Source organism: Chromobacterium sp. Rain0013, assembly GCF_015291765.1.
Classification (GTDB): Bacteria; Pseudomonadota; Gammaproteobacteria; order Burkholderiales; family Chromobacteriaceae; genus Chromobacterium; species Chromobacterium haemolyticum.
This window is the reverse complement of sequence record NZ_CP031514.1, coordinates 2,704,924-2,719,981: the sequence shown is the minus strand read 5'-3', so window position 1 is coordinate 2,719,981 and position 15,058 is coordinate 2,704,924. Positions and strand designations below refer to the sequence as shown.

Below are 15,058 nucleotides of genomic sequence, written 5' to 3'. Positions count from 1 at the left end.
CGCTTTACTTTCTCAATCAATCATTGCAAACAGAATACCGCACGCAAAAAAGGGCACCTAGGTGCCCTTTTCAACTCGGCCGCGCTTCTAAAAGTTTGTTCAAAGTCTCGCGAGCAAGAGCGAGACAAGGCGAAAACAAGCGAAAAAGCGGAATGGTCATGTGGTACATGAGCATTTTGAGCTTGTTTTTAACGCCGTATCGCCGACGCGCAGCAGGCGATGAACAGACTCGTAAGAGCGGCCCGGCAGTAGGAGCCCGCCAACGCGGCCCCCAGGCTGCCGCCATTCTACCCTGTCAACGCTCGATCAGGATACGCAACATGCGGCGCAGCGGCTCCGCCGCGCCCCACAGCAGTTGATCGCCCACGGTGAACGCGGACAGGTATTCGCCGCCCATCGCCATCTTGCGCAGGCGGCCCACCGGCGTGGCCAGCGTGCCGGTCACCGCCGCCGGGGTCAGCTCGGCCATCGAGGCCTCGCGGGTGTTGGGAACCACCTTGGCCCACGGATTCGCCGCGGCCAGCATGGCTTCGATCTCGTCCAAGGGCACATCGCGCTTGAGCTTGATGGTCAATGCCTGGCTGTGGCAGCGCATCGCGCCCACGCGCACGCACAAACCGTCCACCGGCACTGGATTGGCGGAGCGGCCCAGTATCTTGTTGGTTTCCACGCCGCCTTTCCATTCTTCCTTGGACTGGCCGTTGCCCAGATCCTTGTCTATCCACGGAATCAGGCTGCCGGCCAGCGGCACGCCAAAATTCTGGCAGGGAAAATCGTCCGCGCGCAGGAAGTCCGACACTTTGCGGTCAATATCGAGAATGGCGGAAGCCGGGTCCGCCAGCAGGCCGGACACCTGGGCGTTGATCGCCCCCATGCCGGACAGCAGTTCGCGCATATTCTGCGCGCCGGCGCCGGAGGCGGCCTGGTAGGTCATGGAAGTGGCCCACTCCACCAAATCGTTCTGGAACAAGCCGCCCAAGGCCATCAGCATCAGCGACACGGTACAGTTGCCGCCGACGTAGTCCTTGACGCCGCGCGCCAGGCCCTGCTCTATCACCGCTTTATTGACCGGATCCAGGATGATGATGGCGTTGTCTTCCATGCGCAGCGCGGAAGCCGCATCCACCCAATAGCCGTTCCAGCCGGCGGCGCGCAGCTGCGGATAGACTTCATTGGTGTAATCGCCGCCCTGGCAGGTGACGATCACATCCATGGATTTGAGTTCGGCGATGTCCTTCGCGTCTTTCAGCGCCGGGGTGTCGCGGCCGATGTCGGGGGCCTTGCCGCCCACATTGGAGGTGGTGAAGAACACCGGCTCGGCAATCACCGCAAAATCGTTCTCTTCGCGCATGCGCTGCATCAGCACGGAACCCACCATGCCGCGCCAACCTACAAAACCTACTCTCACTGGGGTTTCTCCTGGTATCTGTCTGTCAAATCGTCGCGCCCGCCTATGCGGCGGGCGGCTGTAATGTTGTCACCCCATTGTGCAGCGCGATAAAGCACCAAGCAATGGGGTATTTCATTTTTATTGTATTCAAATCAGAACAGACGGTTCGCCCCGCGAAAACCGGGCGTACCGTCCGGTCTCAGAGCGCCGACACCACCGCATCTCCCATCGCCGAGCAGCTGACTTTTTCGCAACCGGCCTCGTAAATGTCCGCGGTGCGCAGGCCGCGCGCCAACACGGCCTTCACCGCGTTCTCCACCCGCTGCGCCGCGTCTTCCAGACCAAAGGTGTAGCGCAGCATCATCGCCGCGGACAGGATGGTGGCCAGCGGGTTGGCAAGGTTCTGGCCGGCGATATCCGGCGCGGAGCCATGCGAGGGCTCGTACAGACCCTTATTGTTTTCATCCAGCGAGGCCGACGGCAGCATGCCGATGGAACCCGTCAGCATCGAGGCCTCGTCCGACAGGATGTCGCCAAAGATATTGCCGGTCACCATCACATCGAACTGCTTGGGGTTGCGCACCAGCTGCATCGCCGCGTTGTCCACATACATGTGGGACAACTCCACCTGCGGATACTCCTTGGCCACGTCTATCATCACCTCTTTCCAGAACTCGGTGGTTTCCAGCACATTGGCCTTGTCCACCGAGCACAAGCGCTTGTTGCGCTTCATCGCGATGCCGAAGGCGACGTGGGCGATGCGGCGCACTTCGCCCTCGCTGTAGCGCATGGTGTTGTAGGCCTCGCGCTCGCCCAGTTCGTTGACGGCGATGCCGCGCGGCTGCCCGAAGTAAATGTCGCCGGTCAGTTCCCGCACAATCATGATGTCCAGACCGGACACCACTTCCGGCTTCAGCGTGGAAGCGTTGGCCAGCTCCGGGTACAGGATGGCCGGCCGCAGATTGGCGAACAGGTTCAAATCCTTGCGGATGGCCAGCAAGCCGCGCTCCGGCCGCAACGGACGCTCCAGCTTGTCGTAGGCCGGGCCGCCCACCGCGCCCAGCAGCACCGCGTCGGATTCGCGACACAGCTTCTGGGTGAACTCGGGATAAGGCTGGCCAAAAGCGTCGTAGCCGGCGCCGCCCAGCGGGGCCTGCTCGGTTTCGATCGGCAGGCCGTCCTTGCGCAAGACTTCCAGCACGCGCTGAGCCTGAGCGATGATTTCCGGACCGATGCCGTCACCCGGCAGAATGGCGATTTTCATACTGTTTTCCTTTTCAGTCTTGAGGACCGCGCCGGGTCAGCCGCTCCACCAGCGCCCGCTCGCAACATTTGAATATGATATAAGCCGCCATCGCGGCATAGCCGGACACCAGCAGTTCCAGCAACTGGCGCAGCGCGCCGTCCATCGCCGCCTGCCAACCGGCGTCCAGCCACAGCTTGAAATTCAATTGCAACAACAGGGCCAGATTGACCGTGCCCGCGCCGAACACCAGAAAGCTCAAACCCAGCAGCGCAAAGGCCCAGCAGGGGTGGCGATGCAACCAGGCCATCGCGCCGCGCCGGCCATCGCTGCGGACGGCGTTCATGTTCTGGCCCACAACACCATCACGTCGGAACTGAAACTGCCGTCCGCCTCGATGGCGAAGTAATCGCGCACCTCGCTGCCCATGCGCTGTTGCAGCAGGCGAACGGCCGCGGCCATCTCCGGCGGCGTGCGCATGCGCGCGGTCCAGGCGTCGAAGGCCAGTCGCAGCCGCTGACGGCGCAGGCTGTCCACCACGAAGCCGGCCTCAGCCAGCATCGTCAACCATTCTCCGCCGCTATAATTACGGACATGGCTAGAGTCCCGCAACACTTCCACCGCCTGCAAGTGCGTATCCAGCAAGGGCAGGCCCGGCGACATCACATCTATCAGCGCTAATCGGCCGCCCGGCTTCAATACCCTCCGCGCCTCGCGCAGCGCCAGGCCCACATCGCCCCAGTGATGGGCGGAATAACGGCTGAACACCAAGTCGAAGTCGCCGTCGGCGAAAGGCAGACGCTCCGCCGAACCCTGGCGCGTGCTCAGATTGTCCAGACCGCGCCGGGCCGCTTCCGCCGTCACCACTTCCAACATGGCGGCCGACAGATCGTAAGCCACGACCTCCCGCGCCGCCTCCGCCACCTGAAAACCCACATGGCCGGCGCCGCAGCCCAGGTCCAATACCCTCGCCGCGCCATGCTCCGCCACGGCCTGGCGCAGCTCGGCGAACTCCGCGCCCTCCGCATGCACTTGGCTGCTCAAATAGGCGGCGGCCTGGCCGCCGAACTGCTGCTCCACATGCTGTTTATGCCCGTGGCCGCCCTGCTGTGGCGTGTTCACTCAGCCTCCTTTGCTCAGGCGAACAGCCACGGCTGTTCGCTGCGGCGCTTGGCTTCGAAAGCCTTGATTTCATCCGCGTGCTGCAGGGTAAGGCCAATCTCGTCCAGGCCGCCCAGCAGGCAGTGCTTGCGATGCTCTGTGATATCGAAGCCAAACACCTGCCCGGCCGGCGTCGTCACCGTTTGCGCCGCCAGATCCACCGTCAACCGATAGCCTTCGGCGGCCGCGCATTCTCGGAACAGCTGATCCACCGAGTCCGCCGCCAGCACGATGGGCAGCAGGCCGTTTTTGTAGCAGTTGTTGAAGAAGATGTCGGCGAAACTGGGCGCGATCACCACGCGGAAGCCCTGGTCGTCCAGCGCCCACGGCGCGTGCTCGCGGCTGGAACCGCAGCCGAAGTTCTCGCGCGCCAGCAACACCTGCGCGCCTTGATAGCGCGGCTGATTGAGTACGAAGTCCGGATTCAGCGGCCGCTTGCTGTTGTCCATGCCCGGCTCGCCGTGATCCAGGTAACGCCATTCATCGAACAGATTGGGACCAAAGCCGGAGCGCTTGATCGATTTCAAGAACTGCTTGGGAATGATGGCGTCGGTATCCACATTGGCGCGATCCAAGGGACAGACCAAACCGGTCAAGGTGGTAAATGCTTTCATCGTCAATGCCGTTTCCGGGCGCTAGCGCCCGCCTTCATTAGAGAGTGCGAGGAGACGACCGCCCCGGCGGACGCCGGGGGCGGACCGCCGCATCACATTTTGTTGGACACGTCCTTGGCGGCATTTTCAATCGCCTGCCCGCCCTTGGACACGTCTTGGCCCACGCCCTTCACCGTATTGCAAGCGCTCAGGGTCAGCGCGGCCAGTACCAACAACAGCAGTTTTTGCATGATTCTCTCCTTGGAACGGTTACAACGAACGCACATCGACGAAATGACCGGTGACGGCGGCTGCCGCCGCCATCGCCGGACTGACCAGATGCGTACGGCCGCCCTGCCCCTGACGACCCTCGAAATTGCGGTTGGACGTGGACGCGCAGCGCTCGCCAGGCTGCAGACGGTCCGCGTTCATCGCCAGGCACATCGAGCAGCCCGGCTCGCGCCACTCGAAGCCGGCGGCCAGGAACACCTGGTCCAGCCCCTCGGCCTCCGCCTGCGCCTTCACCAGGCCGGAGCCCGGCACCACCAGCACCTGCTTCACGTTGGCGGCCTTATGGCGGCCCTTGGCCACGCTGGCGGCCTCGCGCAAATCCTCGATGCGGCTATTGGTACAGGAGCCGATGAAGACAATGTCCACCGCGATGTCGTGAATGGGAGTATTGGCCTGCAAGCCCATATAGCTGAGCGCGCGCTCAATGCCGCTTTTCTTGACCGGATCGCTTTCCCGCGCCGGGTCCGGCACCGCGCCGTCGATATCCACCACCATTTCCGGCGAGGTGCCCCAAGTCACCTGCGGCCGGATGTCCTCGGCGCGCAACACCACTTCCGCGTCAAACACGGCACCCGGATCGGAACGCAAAGTGCGCCAATACGCCACCGCTCGCTCCCAATGCTCGCCCTTGGGCGCGAACGGCCGGCCTTTTACATAATCGATGGTCTTCTGATCCACCGCCACCATGCCCGAACGCGCGCCGGCCTCAATCGCCATATTGCACAAGCTCATCCGGCCTTCCATAGACAGGCTCTCGATGGCCTCGCCAGCGAACTCGATCGCGTAACCGGTGCCGCCGGCGGTGCCGATCTTGCCGATGATGGCCAGCGCCACATCCTTGCCGGTGATGCCGCGGCCCAGTTGGCCGTCCACCCGCACCAGCATATTCTTGGACTTCTTGGCCACCAGGCACTGGGTGGCCATCACATGTTCCACCTCGGACGTGCCGATACCGTGGGCCAGCGCGGCGAAAGCGCCGTGGGTGGAAGTGTGGCTGTCGCCGCACACCACCGTCATGCCCGGCAGCGTGGCGCCCTGCTCCGGCCCCATCACGTGCACGATGCCCTGACCCTTGTCCTTGAACGGGAAATACGCCAGCGCGCCGAAGGCCTTGATATTGGCGTCCAGGGTTTCCACCTGCTGGCGCGAAATCGGGTCCTTGATACCCTCGTCCCAATGATCAGTGGGCGTGTTGTGGTCCGCTGTGGACACCACCGAATCCACGCGCCACAGCGGGCGGCCCGCCAGCTTCAGCCCCTCGAACGCCTGCGGGCTGGTCACCTCGTGCACCAGGTGTCGGTCGATGTACAGCAAAGCCGTGCCGTCCGCTTCCTGGCGCACCACGTGGCTATTCCATAATTTGTCGTACAAGGTTTGTGCGGTCATGGTGTTTGCTCGAATCCGGTTATTCAACTTGAGACTGCCGCCGACGCCGCGGGTTTCCGCGCGCCGGTCACAAGGCTCTGCTCCGTGGGCTTATCTTGGAGCCAAACTTTCCCGGCAACAAGCCAGTTGCTTATACTAGTAGCGATACTAATACCCATAGCCCTACCCCATGACCGCCAGCAAAGACAGCGCGCCGCTGGGCCAATTCATCCGCGCCCACCGCGAGCGCCTGAGCCCGGAACAAGCCGGCCTGCCGCCCGGCCAGCGCCGCCGCGCCAAAGGCCTGCGCCGCGAAGAAGTGGCCGCCTTGTGCGACATCAGCACCACCTGGCTGACCTGGATAGAACAGGGCCGCACCCAATCCGTGTCCGCGCCCACCCTGGCCCGTCTGGCCGAGGCGCTGCGCCTCACCGCCGCCGAGCGCGACTACCTTTTCAATCTGGCGGGGCTCAAAGACCCGGAACCGGAATGGCGCGGCCCGTCCGAACAGGCAAAAGCCCTGTTGAAACAAGCCACCGCCCATATCGACTCCCCCGCCTACGTGCTGGATGCCGAATGGCGCGCCGTGGCCTGGAACCCGCCGGCACAGAGGCTGTTCCGGGACTGGCTGGGCCGGCCGGACGCCAGCCGCAGCCTGCTGGACTTCATCTTCCTGGCGCCGGAAGCGCGCAGCTTCATCGATCAGTGGGAGGAACGCGCCGGCCGCATCGTCGCAGAACTGCGCGCCGACCTCAGTCCGCGGCTGAACCAGCCCGCCGTGGCCGGGATGATTGCGGAACTGGAAACGAAAAGTCCGGAATTCCGCCAATACTGGCAGCAACAAGACGTGCAAGGCCGCGAAGGCGGCAGCCGCGTGTTCCACCACCCCAGCGCCGGCCGCATCGAACACCAGCAAATCACCCTCAAACTGGCCCAGGCGCCAGAGTATAAACTGGTGATGCTGCTGTGACGCCATGCATTTGACATGACCAATTCTTTATATTGAGCATTCCCAGGCTTGGGCACACTGCGCCGCATCCCAACCACGGCGGCGCCTGACGCCGCCTCCCTTGCTCAGGAGCGCCCAATGAAAATAACCAACGACATGCTCAGCCGCATCCACCCGCGCGGCTGCGCCGACCCGGACACCCCGCCGCAAACCGCGCTGGCCGCGGACATCCGCAGCGCGGCCAATAATAGCGAGCGACCGTCCAGCGTCGGCCGCGCCACCCCGCGCGACGCGCAACCGGCCGATGCGCTGCGCCGCCTGGCTCCGGACACACTGCAAGCCGCTCTGGCGCAATCGCAGCGCCAGTTCAGCCTGTGGCTGGCCAGCCGAACACAGGAAGACGCTCACAATCTGCTGCGCAACTACTACACCTCCATGGTGCACGATCATATCGACAACAGCGCCGAGGCCACCGTCAAGCAATGCCTGCCCCAAGCGCCCAGCAGCCGCTTGGCGGAACAGGCCAAACATTACCGTGCCTTCATCATTGATACCGCCGCCGCGCGCTTCCCCAGCCAGGCGGAGTACTTTCGCAAACAAGCCGGCCCCAGCCTGCTTAACAACCACCTCAGGGCCATCAGCACCAAGGTCGGGCTGAATGACAAAAACCCGCAGCATCAGGCGGCGCTGAAACAACTGGTGGAACACTGTGCCGCCCAGCTCTCCAACAGACTGCAACAGCTCAGCCCGCTGACGCTGCGCGACACGCTGGAACAAGCCCGCTGCGACTATCTTCGCAGCCACGCGCCCGAACATGGCATCTCCGAACACGCCGCGCCCAAGCTGGAACAGGATAGCCTCGCCCCGCTGCCGCAGGCCGAAGCCTTTCTCCGGCGCGGCAAGAGCTCCCGGTTCAAGTCTCACCGCGATTCGCGCCAGATCAATTTCAAACGGCTGACCGGCTTTAACTAAGCGCGGCCAAAAGCCTGTTCAAAGTACGGCACTCACTCCGTCACGCCTCACGACGCGCAACGGGCTTTGAACAGGACTTCACGCCCGGCCCAGCGCCCGCAGCATAGCCGGCCGCTGGGCCTTGGGCAGCTTGGCCACATAGTCCTGCGCCGACTGATCGTACTTATCCCTGTCCTCCAGCGAAGCGCCGTGCTTGATCAGGTCGGCCGCCAGCTGCGGCACACCGCTCAACACCGCCGCCATCAGTAGCGACATCTGCGAAAAACGCGTCGACACATTCACATCCGCGCCATGCTCCAGCAGCAACTTCGCCGCCGGCGCATTGCGCGCCTCCGCCGCGTAGAACAGCGGCGTCTTGCCAAGGTGTGCTGGCGGCGGCAAACGGTGGTGTGATCCGGTACTGCCCAGTCTAGCTCGGCCAATTTCAGCAGGCTCTGCACCATGCCCAGTGCCTGCCGCAACGATAGATTGAGCAAGCATTTAATACTCAAACCAAACTGGATGACCTCTCTGCCCCGGCCTGGGCTAGCGCCCACTTGTGCAAATGTCGCAGGACATGCGAGCAAGGATTCCCCCAGCCGTCTAGATTGGTACAATAAGCAGCCGCATGACGGCGGCTTTTGAACAGGCGCTAAGAGGCTGTTCAAAGTCTCGCGAGCAAGGGCGAGACAAGGCGAAAACGAGCGAAAAAGCGGAATGGTCAAGTGGTACATGAGCATTTTGAGCTGGTTTTCAACGCCGTATCGCTAAAGCGCAGCAAGCTTTGAACAGGTTCTAAGAATCCCCCCAAATATAGGCAGCAGATGACCAGTCCGAACCAGGCAGCCAATCCGGCGCCTACAGCCGAAGAACCGGTGCTCCGCGCCCCGGAAAACGAAAATACCCTGGCCACGCTGGCTATTCCGCTGGGCGAAACCATTCTGACGCTGACCGCCAACGGCACGCCCATCTATGGCATTTTGCAGCGCAGCCGGGCCATGACGGAACAATCCGACTTCTTCCGGCTGCAGTTCCGCGGCTATGCCCGAGCCGACGGTCACCGCTGGCAGTTGTTCGAAGGCGAGGACAGCCATTTCCAAGCAGCCCACAACTGCGCCTGGGTGCGGGTGGACCGGCCCAGCCGTACCGTCACCTTCGGCCCCAAAAGCGGCGTGCAAGCCAGTCCAGGCTTTGTCGGCACCGGACTGGACACTTTTCTGTTCGCCAGCGTCATCTCATGGGCCAAGGGGATTTGTCCGGATCACGCCATCAGCCCCGGCATGATCAGCATGAGCCAGACCTCTTCGGAAGAAGAACGGCTGCAACGCAACGCCTTCTACGCCAGCCAGGGTTTTGAGTTTGAATGGCAGGACGCCAATCAGCGTTCCGCGCTCTACTTCAAGGACAAGGTCAACAAGCTGCTGGGGGTATGGAACAAGGAGCTGATCACCGAGGTGGGCGGTGAAGCGATGCTGCAATCCCTGGCGCGGCAGGATGAAACCCGCGCCGAGCTGGAGCAGCGGCTGGAAAAACTGGAAAGCGTGCACGACAACCTGAAACGAGCGCTGCAAAAAGAACGCACCACGGCTCAGATTCTGACCGGGGTGCTCATCCTATTCGCCATCTGCGGGCTGTGGGCGGTGATCTAGCACCCTCTCATCACAAAAAGCAGGTCATGAAGCAGCATTCCAATGACGTTTCCCATGTACTCAAGCTCGCGGCGCTCACCGTCTGCTTGGCGCTTGCCTCTATCCAGCCGGCCGCCGCCGCTCGACCAGCCGATGTTGACCTGGCCGGCAATAGCATCAAGATCTTGACGCTGGAATCAAGGCCAGAGTCGGCGGAGTCGGAGCAAGGCTGCACTCCGGACCGCCAGCTGTGTCTTGAGCTGGTGGCGCAGACCAAGGACGCGCCGCCCATGCTCAAAGTCCGGCCCACCGCCAACCAGAGCGCTGGCGCACAGCTGGAATTGCGTGATTTACAGGCCGACGCGCTGTGGGACAACCGCCGCGGTCTAGCGCTATGGCCTTATGTGGTAAGGCTCGCCGCTTCCGATCAGGGCATCTTGGTGGGCGTCAGCGAGGACGTCAGCACCATGTATTCCGGCGGCGGCGGCTCTTTCAGCATGCTGCACCTGCTGCAGGTCTCTCCCAAGGGCGCGGGATTCGAGATGCGCGAGGTGCTGGCGCTGCCGCTGGCCAGTTCCCTGATGATACGCGCGTGCTTTTCGGAGCGGGATTACGCCGACCGTCGCAGAGCCTGTCATGACGAGTACCGTTTTTCTTCCAACATCAAGCTGGACAAAGACGTCACAGCCGGCTTCCCACGCCTGATCTACCGTACCCGTGCCACCAGCTTTCCCGGCCCTGCCTCGCGGGGCAAACGTTTGCGGAAAAAAGACATCGCCACCGTGGTGGACCGGGCCTGCACCTTCCAGCGCCTGCTGACGTGGCGGCCGGAGAGCGGCGCCTACACGCCGGACAAGCCGATTCCAGCCTGCGAAGAGTACCTCGAGCCTTAACCCCGTCCCTGAAAAACCCGATCGGCGCCCTCGCCGCTCAAGCCGCCGGCGCGCCGCCCAGGGCCTTGTAAACGTCCGCCAGGTTTTTCAATTGCTCCTGGCGCAGCCGGACCAGCGCGGACTCGCTACTACGCCTCGCCTTGACGGCGTCCAGCCAGGTTTGAGCGTCCACCGCGCCGGCACGATAGTGGCTTTCCGCCAGTTGCTCGCTGCGCCGGCTCAACGCCAGCGCGTCCGCTTGCAAGCGGGCCGAGCCTTGCAGCCGCTGACGCGCACTCAGCGCATTGTCCACCTCCTGATAAGCTCTATATAAGGTCTTGCGGAAATTGACGGTTTCCAGCTCGTAATCGGCCTGACTGCTCTTCAATTGCAAGCCTTGTTTGCGCCATTCCAGGAAGGGCAAGGACAGAGAAGCGCCCAGCGTCAACAACGGGTTTTGCACCAGGCTGCTCAGCACGCTGCTGCTAGAGCCCAGCGAGCCGGTCAGCTTCAGCGTGGGGAAGAGGGCCGCGCGCTGCTGATCCACCTTGGCCAATTGGCCGCGCAAGCGCGCCTCCGCCGCCATCAAGTCCGGCCGACGTTCCAGCAGGCTGCTGGGCAGGCCGGCGTCTATCGCGGGCAAAGCCGGCTCCAGCGGCAACTCGGCGATAGGCGGCAGCGCCGCGCCGGGCGGATGATCCAGCAACAAGGCCAGCGCGTTTTCCTTTTGCCCGAGTTCGTCTGCCAGCGTCAGCAGTTCCGTCTGTTGACTCAACACCGCGCTCCGCGCCTGAGTAACATCCTGCTCGCTCGTGGCGCCGGCACGCCATTTAGTTTCCGCCAACGCCTGAATCCGGCGCAGGTCCATCAGGTCCGCCTGCCCCAGCCTCTGTCGTGTCTTCAGCGCGGCAATGTCCCAGTACAAGCCGGCGGCGGCGCTGTCCGACAGCAGCCTGGCGGCGGCTTCATCATAGGCGCTGGCGCGAAACTCCTGATCCGCCGCGCGCAAGCGCGCGTCCACCCGCCCCCACAGATCCAACTCGTAACTGGTGCTCAAGCTGCCGCCGCTGCTGCGGCTCCAGGTCGAGGATTCGCCCAGCGTGCGCTTGGTTCCGGCACTCAAATCGCCGCTCAAGGAGGGCAAGGCCTCGCTACGCTCCAGCCCAGCCGCCAATTGCGCTTTGCGCAACTTGAGCAAGGCAATGCTCAAATCCGGGTTGCGGCTGCGCGCCTGTTCCAGCACCGCCAGCAAGCCCGCGTCGCCAAAACCTTGCCACCAGCGCTCGCGGCTCATGTCCGTCTGCGATTGAGCCGTGGGGCTGTGCCATTGCGCCGGGGTCTCCAGCGCCTGGCGCTGATAAGGCGTGCTCTGACAAGCGGCAAGCGACAGGGCCAGACCCAAAACAGTGAGATTGGATTTCCAAAGCGTCAAACACTTACTCCCGAGCCAAGGCATCGATAGGATTCAAACGCGCCGCGCTGCGCGCCGGCAGATAGCCAAACACCACGCCGATAGTGGTGGAGCATGCCACCGCCAGGGCGATGGCTTTCAGCGATAGCGCCATTTTCCATTTGCTGACCAAGAGCGCGAACACAAAGCTGATGCCGTAGGACAGGCCGATGCCGATGGCTCCGCCCACCAGGCAAACCAGCACCGCCTCGGTCAGAAATTGCTGTAACACGTCGGACTGACGCGCGCCCACCGCCATGCGGATGCCGATTTCGCGGGTACGCTCGGTCACCGACACCAGCATGATGTTCATCACGCCAATGCCGCCCACCACCAGTGAAATCACCGCGATCAAGGTCAACAGCAGAGCGAGCGTGCGACTGGTGTTTTCCACCGTTTTCAGCACTTCGTCCATATTCACGGTAAAGAAGTCCTTGCTGCCGTGGCGCAGGGTCAGCAGGTGGCTGAGCGCCTTCTCCGCCAGCGCAGTGGGCTGGCCCTCCTTGATGCGCACCACCATGTAGTCAAAATAGGCCCGCCCGAACAAACGGCTGCCGGCGGTGCTGTAGGGCATCCACATTTGCAGCGATTTGCCGCCGTAGCCGTTGTCTTTGGTCTCCACCACCCCGATGACGGTGGCCGGCACGCTACCCACCAGCACCACCTGGCCGATGGCTTCCGCATCGGCGAACAGTTTGCGGCGGGTGTAGTTGTCTACCACCACCACCTGGCGCTGCATGCGCACATCGTCGCGGCTGAAGCCGAGGCCGGCGACCAGCTTCAAGCCGCGCACACGGAAGAAGGTGCTGTCCACGCCGGACACCGAGGCGTTGACGTCAACATTGCGGTAGCGGATGCGCAGGCTGTTGGTGGTAACCGGCGACACGCTGTCGACATAGGGCTCCTCGCTCAGCGCCGCCAGATCGCTAGGCAGAAAGGTGCGCACGCCGTCAGCCTTGTCGTCGCCCCCATCCTTGCCGCGATACACGGTGATGGTGTTGGTGCCGATGGAGCGGATGTCGTTCAACACGTAATTGCGCGCGCCCTCGCCCACCGCGATGATGGATACCACCGAGGTGATGCCGATGATGATGCCCAGCATGGTGAGCACGGTGCGCAGCCGGTTGGCCAGCATGGCGAGCATGGCCATCTTGAAGGCTTCGCTCATGCGTTCACGCCAGGCCGGCCCCGGCTTGGGCCGCCGCGGCTCGCTCGCGTCCGCAGCCGGGCGCGATGCGTCGGCGGCGCTGTCGCACAGAATCTCGCCATCGCGGATTTCGATGATGCGCTTGGTCTGCGCGGCAATGGACGGGTCGTGAGTCACAATGATGATGGTGTGGCCGGCGGCGTGCAGCTCCTTGAGGATATTCATCACTTCCTCGCCGCTATGACTGTCCAGCGCGCCGGTGGGTTCGTCGGCCAGGATGATGTCGCCGCCGTTCATCAGCGCCCGCGCGATGGACACCCGCTGCTGTTGACCGCCGGACAACTGGCCCGGGCGGTAGTCTTCCTTGCCGGCCAGGCCCAGCCGTGCCAGCAAACGGCCCGCGCGCTCGCGCCGTGCTTCTTGCGTCATGCCGGCGTATACGGCCGGCATCGCTACATTGTCTATGGCGCTTAAATGCGGCAGCAGGTGGTAGCGCTGGAAGATGAAGCCGAAGTGCTCACGACGCAAGGTAGCCAATTGGTCCTTGTCCAGCGTCCCCACATCGCGCCCGCCCACCTGGTAGTGGCCGGCGGAGGGCTGGTCCAGGCAGCCCAGGATGTTCATGAGCGTCGACTTTCCGGAACCGGAGGCGCCGATAATGGCCACCATCTCGCCAGCGCGGATATCCAGGCTGACGTCCTTGAGCACCGCCACTTCTTCGTCGCCGGACGGAAAACGCCGCCACACTCCGGACAACGTCAAGCTGGCTCCGCTCATGCGCTCACCATCACGCCGCCGCTGGGTTCTTCTTCCTTGCCGCCGCCTTCACTGGTCACCACTTTCTCGCCGGCTTTCAAACCATCCAGAATCTGCACCCGGGTAGCGGTCTTCAAACCGATCCGCACCTGCCGTTCATGCAGTTGACCGTCCTTGCCCTGCACCTTGACGCTGTAACGACCATCCTTGCCGGCCGCGCCCAAGGCGCTCAGCGGGATGCTCAAAGCCTGCTTGGACTCCGCCAGCACGATGCTGACCTGCGCGGTCATGTCCACGCGCAACTTGCCGTCGACATTCTTCACATCGAACAGCGCCTTGTAGAAGTTGGCATTGTTGATTTTTTCCGGCGTGGGGAGAATCGCGCGCAGCTTGCCGCGGATAGGCCGATCCGGTGCGCCCAGCACGGTGAAATACACCGGTAGCCCGGCCTTGACGCGAATCACATCGGCCTCGGCCACCTGGGTGTGCACCGTCATCGTACTCAGGTCCGCCAACTTAAGGATGACCGGTACCGTCTGGCTGGCAATCACGGTCTGGCCCTGCTGGGTGACGATTTCTATCACCTCGCCATCCATCGGCGCGGTGATGCGGGTATAGCCCAGCGTGGTTCGATTCTTGTCGATCTGAAAACGGTTCTGGCGAATCTGCGCTTGCAGGTCGTCCAGCTCCGCTGTCTGGGTTTGATAGTTGGTTTCCGCCGTCAACAGGTCTTTTTGCGAGGTCGAGCCTTCGCCCATCATCTGCTTTTGGCGCGCCAGTTCGCGCTCGGCCTGGCGCAGCGTGGCCTGCTTGCTGCGCAGCTGGGCCACGCGGGACTCCAATTGCGCCTCGGAAGCCTTCAGGTCGTTGAGGCTGTTTTCCGGATCAATTTCGGCCAACAGCTCGCCCTTTGTGACGCGGTCGCCCGCCTCCACATTCAGCGTTTTCAGCTGGCCGCTGGCCTGGGCGCCTACATCTACCTGCCGCAGCGGTTTCAGCACGCCGCTGGCCAGCACCACGTCTTCCAGGTCCGCTCGCGTGACTTCCGCGGTCAGCACCTGAGGCGCCGGCTTGGGCGCCAGCCACAGCCAGAGCCCCCAGCCGGCCAACGCCAAAACCGCGGCCAGCGCGATGCCGTTGCGCCACGGCCTCCGGCCTAGGCTGACGCGGCCTCGACCCCGCAACGAGCCAATCAAAAACAAGGGCAACAACAACTTACGAATCCAACGCTTCCAAAGAGTCATGAGGTTAGGAGCCGAACC

At 63.2% G+C, this 15,058-nt stretch carries 15 protein-coding genes and 1 pseudogene; 4 read left to right on the top strand and 12 right to left on the bottom strand.

All coding sequences use genetic code 11. The features are described 5' to 3' along the window. Positions 1 to 295 precede the first annotated feature (295 nt). From asd to leuC, 7 genes are all read right to left on the bottom strand, one after another. Positions 296 to 1,408 (bottom strand): aspartate-semialdehyde dehydrogenase, encoded by a 1,113-nt coding sequence (gene asd / locus DXT74_RS12680; RefSeq protein ID WP_039755586.1) that lies wholly within the window; start codon positions 1,406 to 1,408, stop codon positions 296 to 298. Positions 1,409 to 1,589: 181 nt separating this feature from the next. After that, complete coding sequence (gene leuB / locus DXT74_RS12675) at positions 1,590 to 2,654, bottom strand: 3-isopropylmalate dehydrogenase (protein WP_043641509.1); 1,065 nt, start codon at positions 2,652 to 2,654, stop codon at positions 1,590 to 1,592. Positions 2,655 to 2,667: 13 nt separating this feature from the next. After that, positions 2,668 to 2,979, bottom strand: a complete 312-nt coding sequence (locus DXT74_RS12670) for a hypothetical protein (RefSeq protein WP_194426134.1) — start codon at positions 2,977 to 2,979, stop codon at positions 2,668 to 2,670. Further along, positions 2,976 to 3,755 carry a class I SAM-dependent methyltransferase gene (locus DXT74_RS12665; protein WP_043641506.1) on the bottom strand — a complete coding sequence of 260 codons (780 nt, stop codon included), beginning with the start codon at positions 3,753 to 3,755 and terminating at the stop codon, positions 2,976 to 2,978. Before DXT74_RS12665 ends, DXT74_RS12670 begins: the two co-directional genes overlap by 4 nt. A gap of 14 nt (positions 3,756 to 3,769) precedes the next feature. Beyond that, positions 3,770 to 4,408, bottom strand: coding sequence for a 3-isopropylmalate dehydratase small subunit (leuD, locus tag DXT74_RS12660; protein WP_194426133.1), 639 nt, complete (start codon positions 4,406 to 4,408; stop codon positions 3,770 to 3,772). Positions 4,409 to 4,500: 92 nt separating this feature from the next. Then, entirely contained in the window at positions 4,501 to 4,638 is a 138-nt protein-coding gene (locus tag DXT74_RS12655; protein WP_081544472.1) for an entericidin A/B family lipoprotein, read from the bottom strand. 19 nt (positions 4,639 to 4,657) lie between these two features. After that, positions 4,658 to 6,064 (bottom strand): 3-isopropylmalate dehydratase large subunit, encoded by a 1,407-nt coding sequence (leuC, locus tag DXT74_RS12650; protein WP_043641503.1) that lies wholly within the window; start codon positions 6,062 to 6,064, stop codon positions 4,658 to 4,660. 169 nt (positions 6,065 to 6,233) lie between these two features. Here leuC and DXT74_RS12645 point away from each other — a divergent pair, with 169 nt between their 5' ends. Continuing rightward, complete coding sequence (locus DXT74_RS12645) at positions 6,234 to 7,013, top strand: helix-turn-helix transcriptional regulator (RefSeq protein ID WP_043641501.1); 780 nt, start codon at positions 6,234 to 6,236, stop codon at positions 7,011 to 7,013. Between the two features lie 117 nt (positions 7,014 to 7,130). Next, complete coding sequence (locus DXT74_RS12640; RefSeq protein WP_194426132.1) at positions 7,131 to 7,964, top strand: hypothetical protein; 834 nt, start codon at positions 7,131 to 7,133, stop codon at positions 7,962 to 7,964. Positions 7,965 to 8,042: 78 nt separating this feature from the next. On the opposite strand, the gene DXT74_RS12635 is transcribed toward DXT74_RS12640, so the two are convergent. Both DXT74_RS12635 and DXT74_RS12630 read right to left on the bottom strand, forming a co-directional pair. Continuing rightward, positions 8,043 to 8,345: an ankyrin repeat domain-containing protein gene (locus DXT74_RS12635; RefSeq protein ID WP_194426131.1), complete on the bottom strand. Its 303-nt coding sequence runs from the start codon at positions 8,343 to 8,345 to the stop codon at positions 8,043 to 8,045. Next, a pseudogene (locus DXT74_RS12630) lies at positions 8,324 to 8,494 on the bottom strand (transposase); the annotation flags it as partial. The pseudogene DXT74_RS12630 and the gene DXT74_RS12635, both read right to left, overlap by 22 nt. 273 nt (positions 8,495 to 8,767) lie before the next feature. On the opposite strand from DXT74_RS12630, the gene DXT74_RS12625 reads away from it, so the two are divergent. Together DXT74_RS12625 and DXT74_RS12620 are read left to right on the top strand one after the other, a co-directional pair. Next, positions 8,768 to 9,592 (top strand): hypothetical protein, encoded by an 825-nt coding sequence (locus DXT74_RS12625; RefSeq protein ID WP_043641499.1) that lies wholly within the window; start codon positions 8,768 to 8,770, stop codon positions 9,590 to 9,592. Between the two features lie 26 nt (positions 9,593 to 9,618). Beyond that, on the top strand, positions 9,619 to 10,464 hold the full coding sequence (locus DXT74_RS12620) for a hypothetical protein (protein WP_194426130.1): 846 nt from the start codon (positions 9,619 to 9,621) through the stop codon (positions 10,462 to 10,464). A 37-nt stretch (positions 10,465 to 10,501) separates the two neighbouring features. On the opposite strand, the gene DXT74_RS12615 is transcribed toward DXT74_RS12620, so the two are convergent. Genes DXT74_RS12615 through macA form a run of 3 tightly spaced genes read right to left on the bottom strand, consistent with a single transcriptional unit; the run spans position 10,502 to position 15,010 of the window. Continuing rightward, positions 10,502 to 11,875: an efflux transporter outer membrane subunit gene (locus DXT74_RS12615; protein ID WP_194426129.1), complete on the bottom strand. Its 1,374-nt coding sequence runs from the start codon at positions 11,873 to 11,875 to the stop codon at positions 10,502 to 10,504. Between the two features lie 4 nt (positions 11,876 to 11,879). Next, positions 11,880 to 13,817: a macrolide ABC transporter ATP-binding protein/permease MacB gene (macB, locus tag DXT74_RS12610; RefSeq protein WP_194426128.1), complete on the bottom strand. Its 1,938-nt coding sequence runs from the start codon at positions 13,815 to 13,817 to the stop codon at positions 11,880 to 11,882. Then, positions 13,814 to 15,010, bottom strand: a complete 1,197-nt coding sequence (macA, locus tag DXT74_RS12605; protein ID WP_231138173.1) for a macrolide transporter subunit MacA — start codon at positions 15,008 to 15,010, stop codon at positions 13,814 to 13,816. The genes macB and macA overlap by 4 nt, the downstream gene beginning before the upstream one ends. Between the last annotated feature and the right edge of the window lie 48 nt (positions 15,011 to 15,058).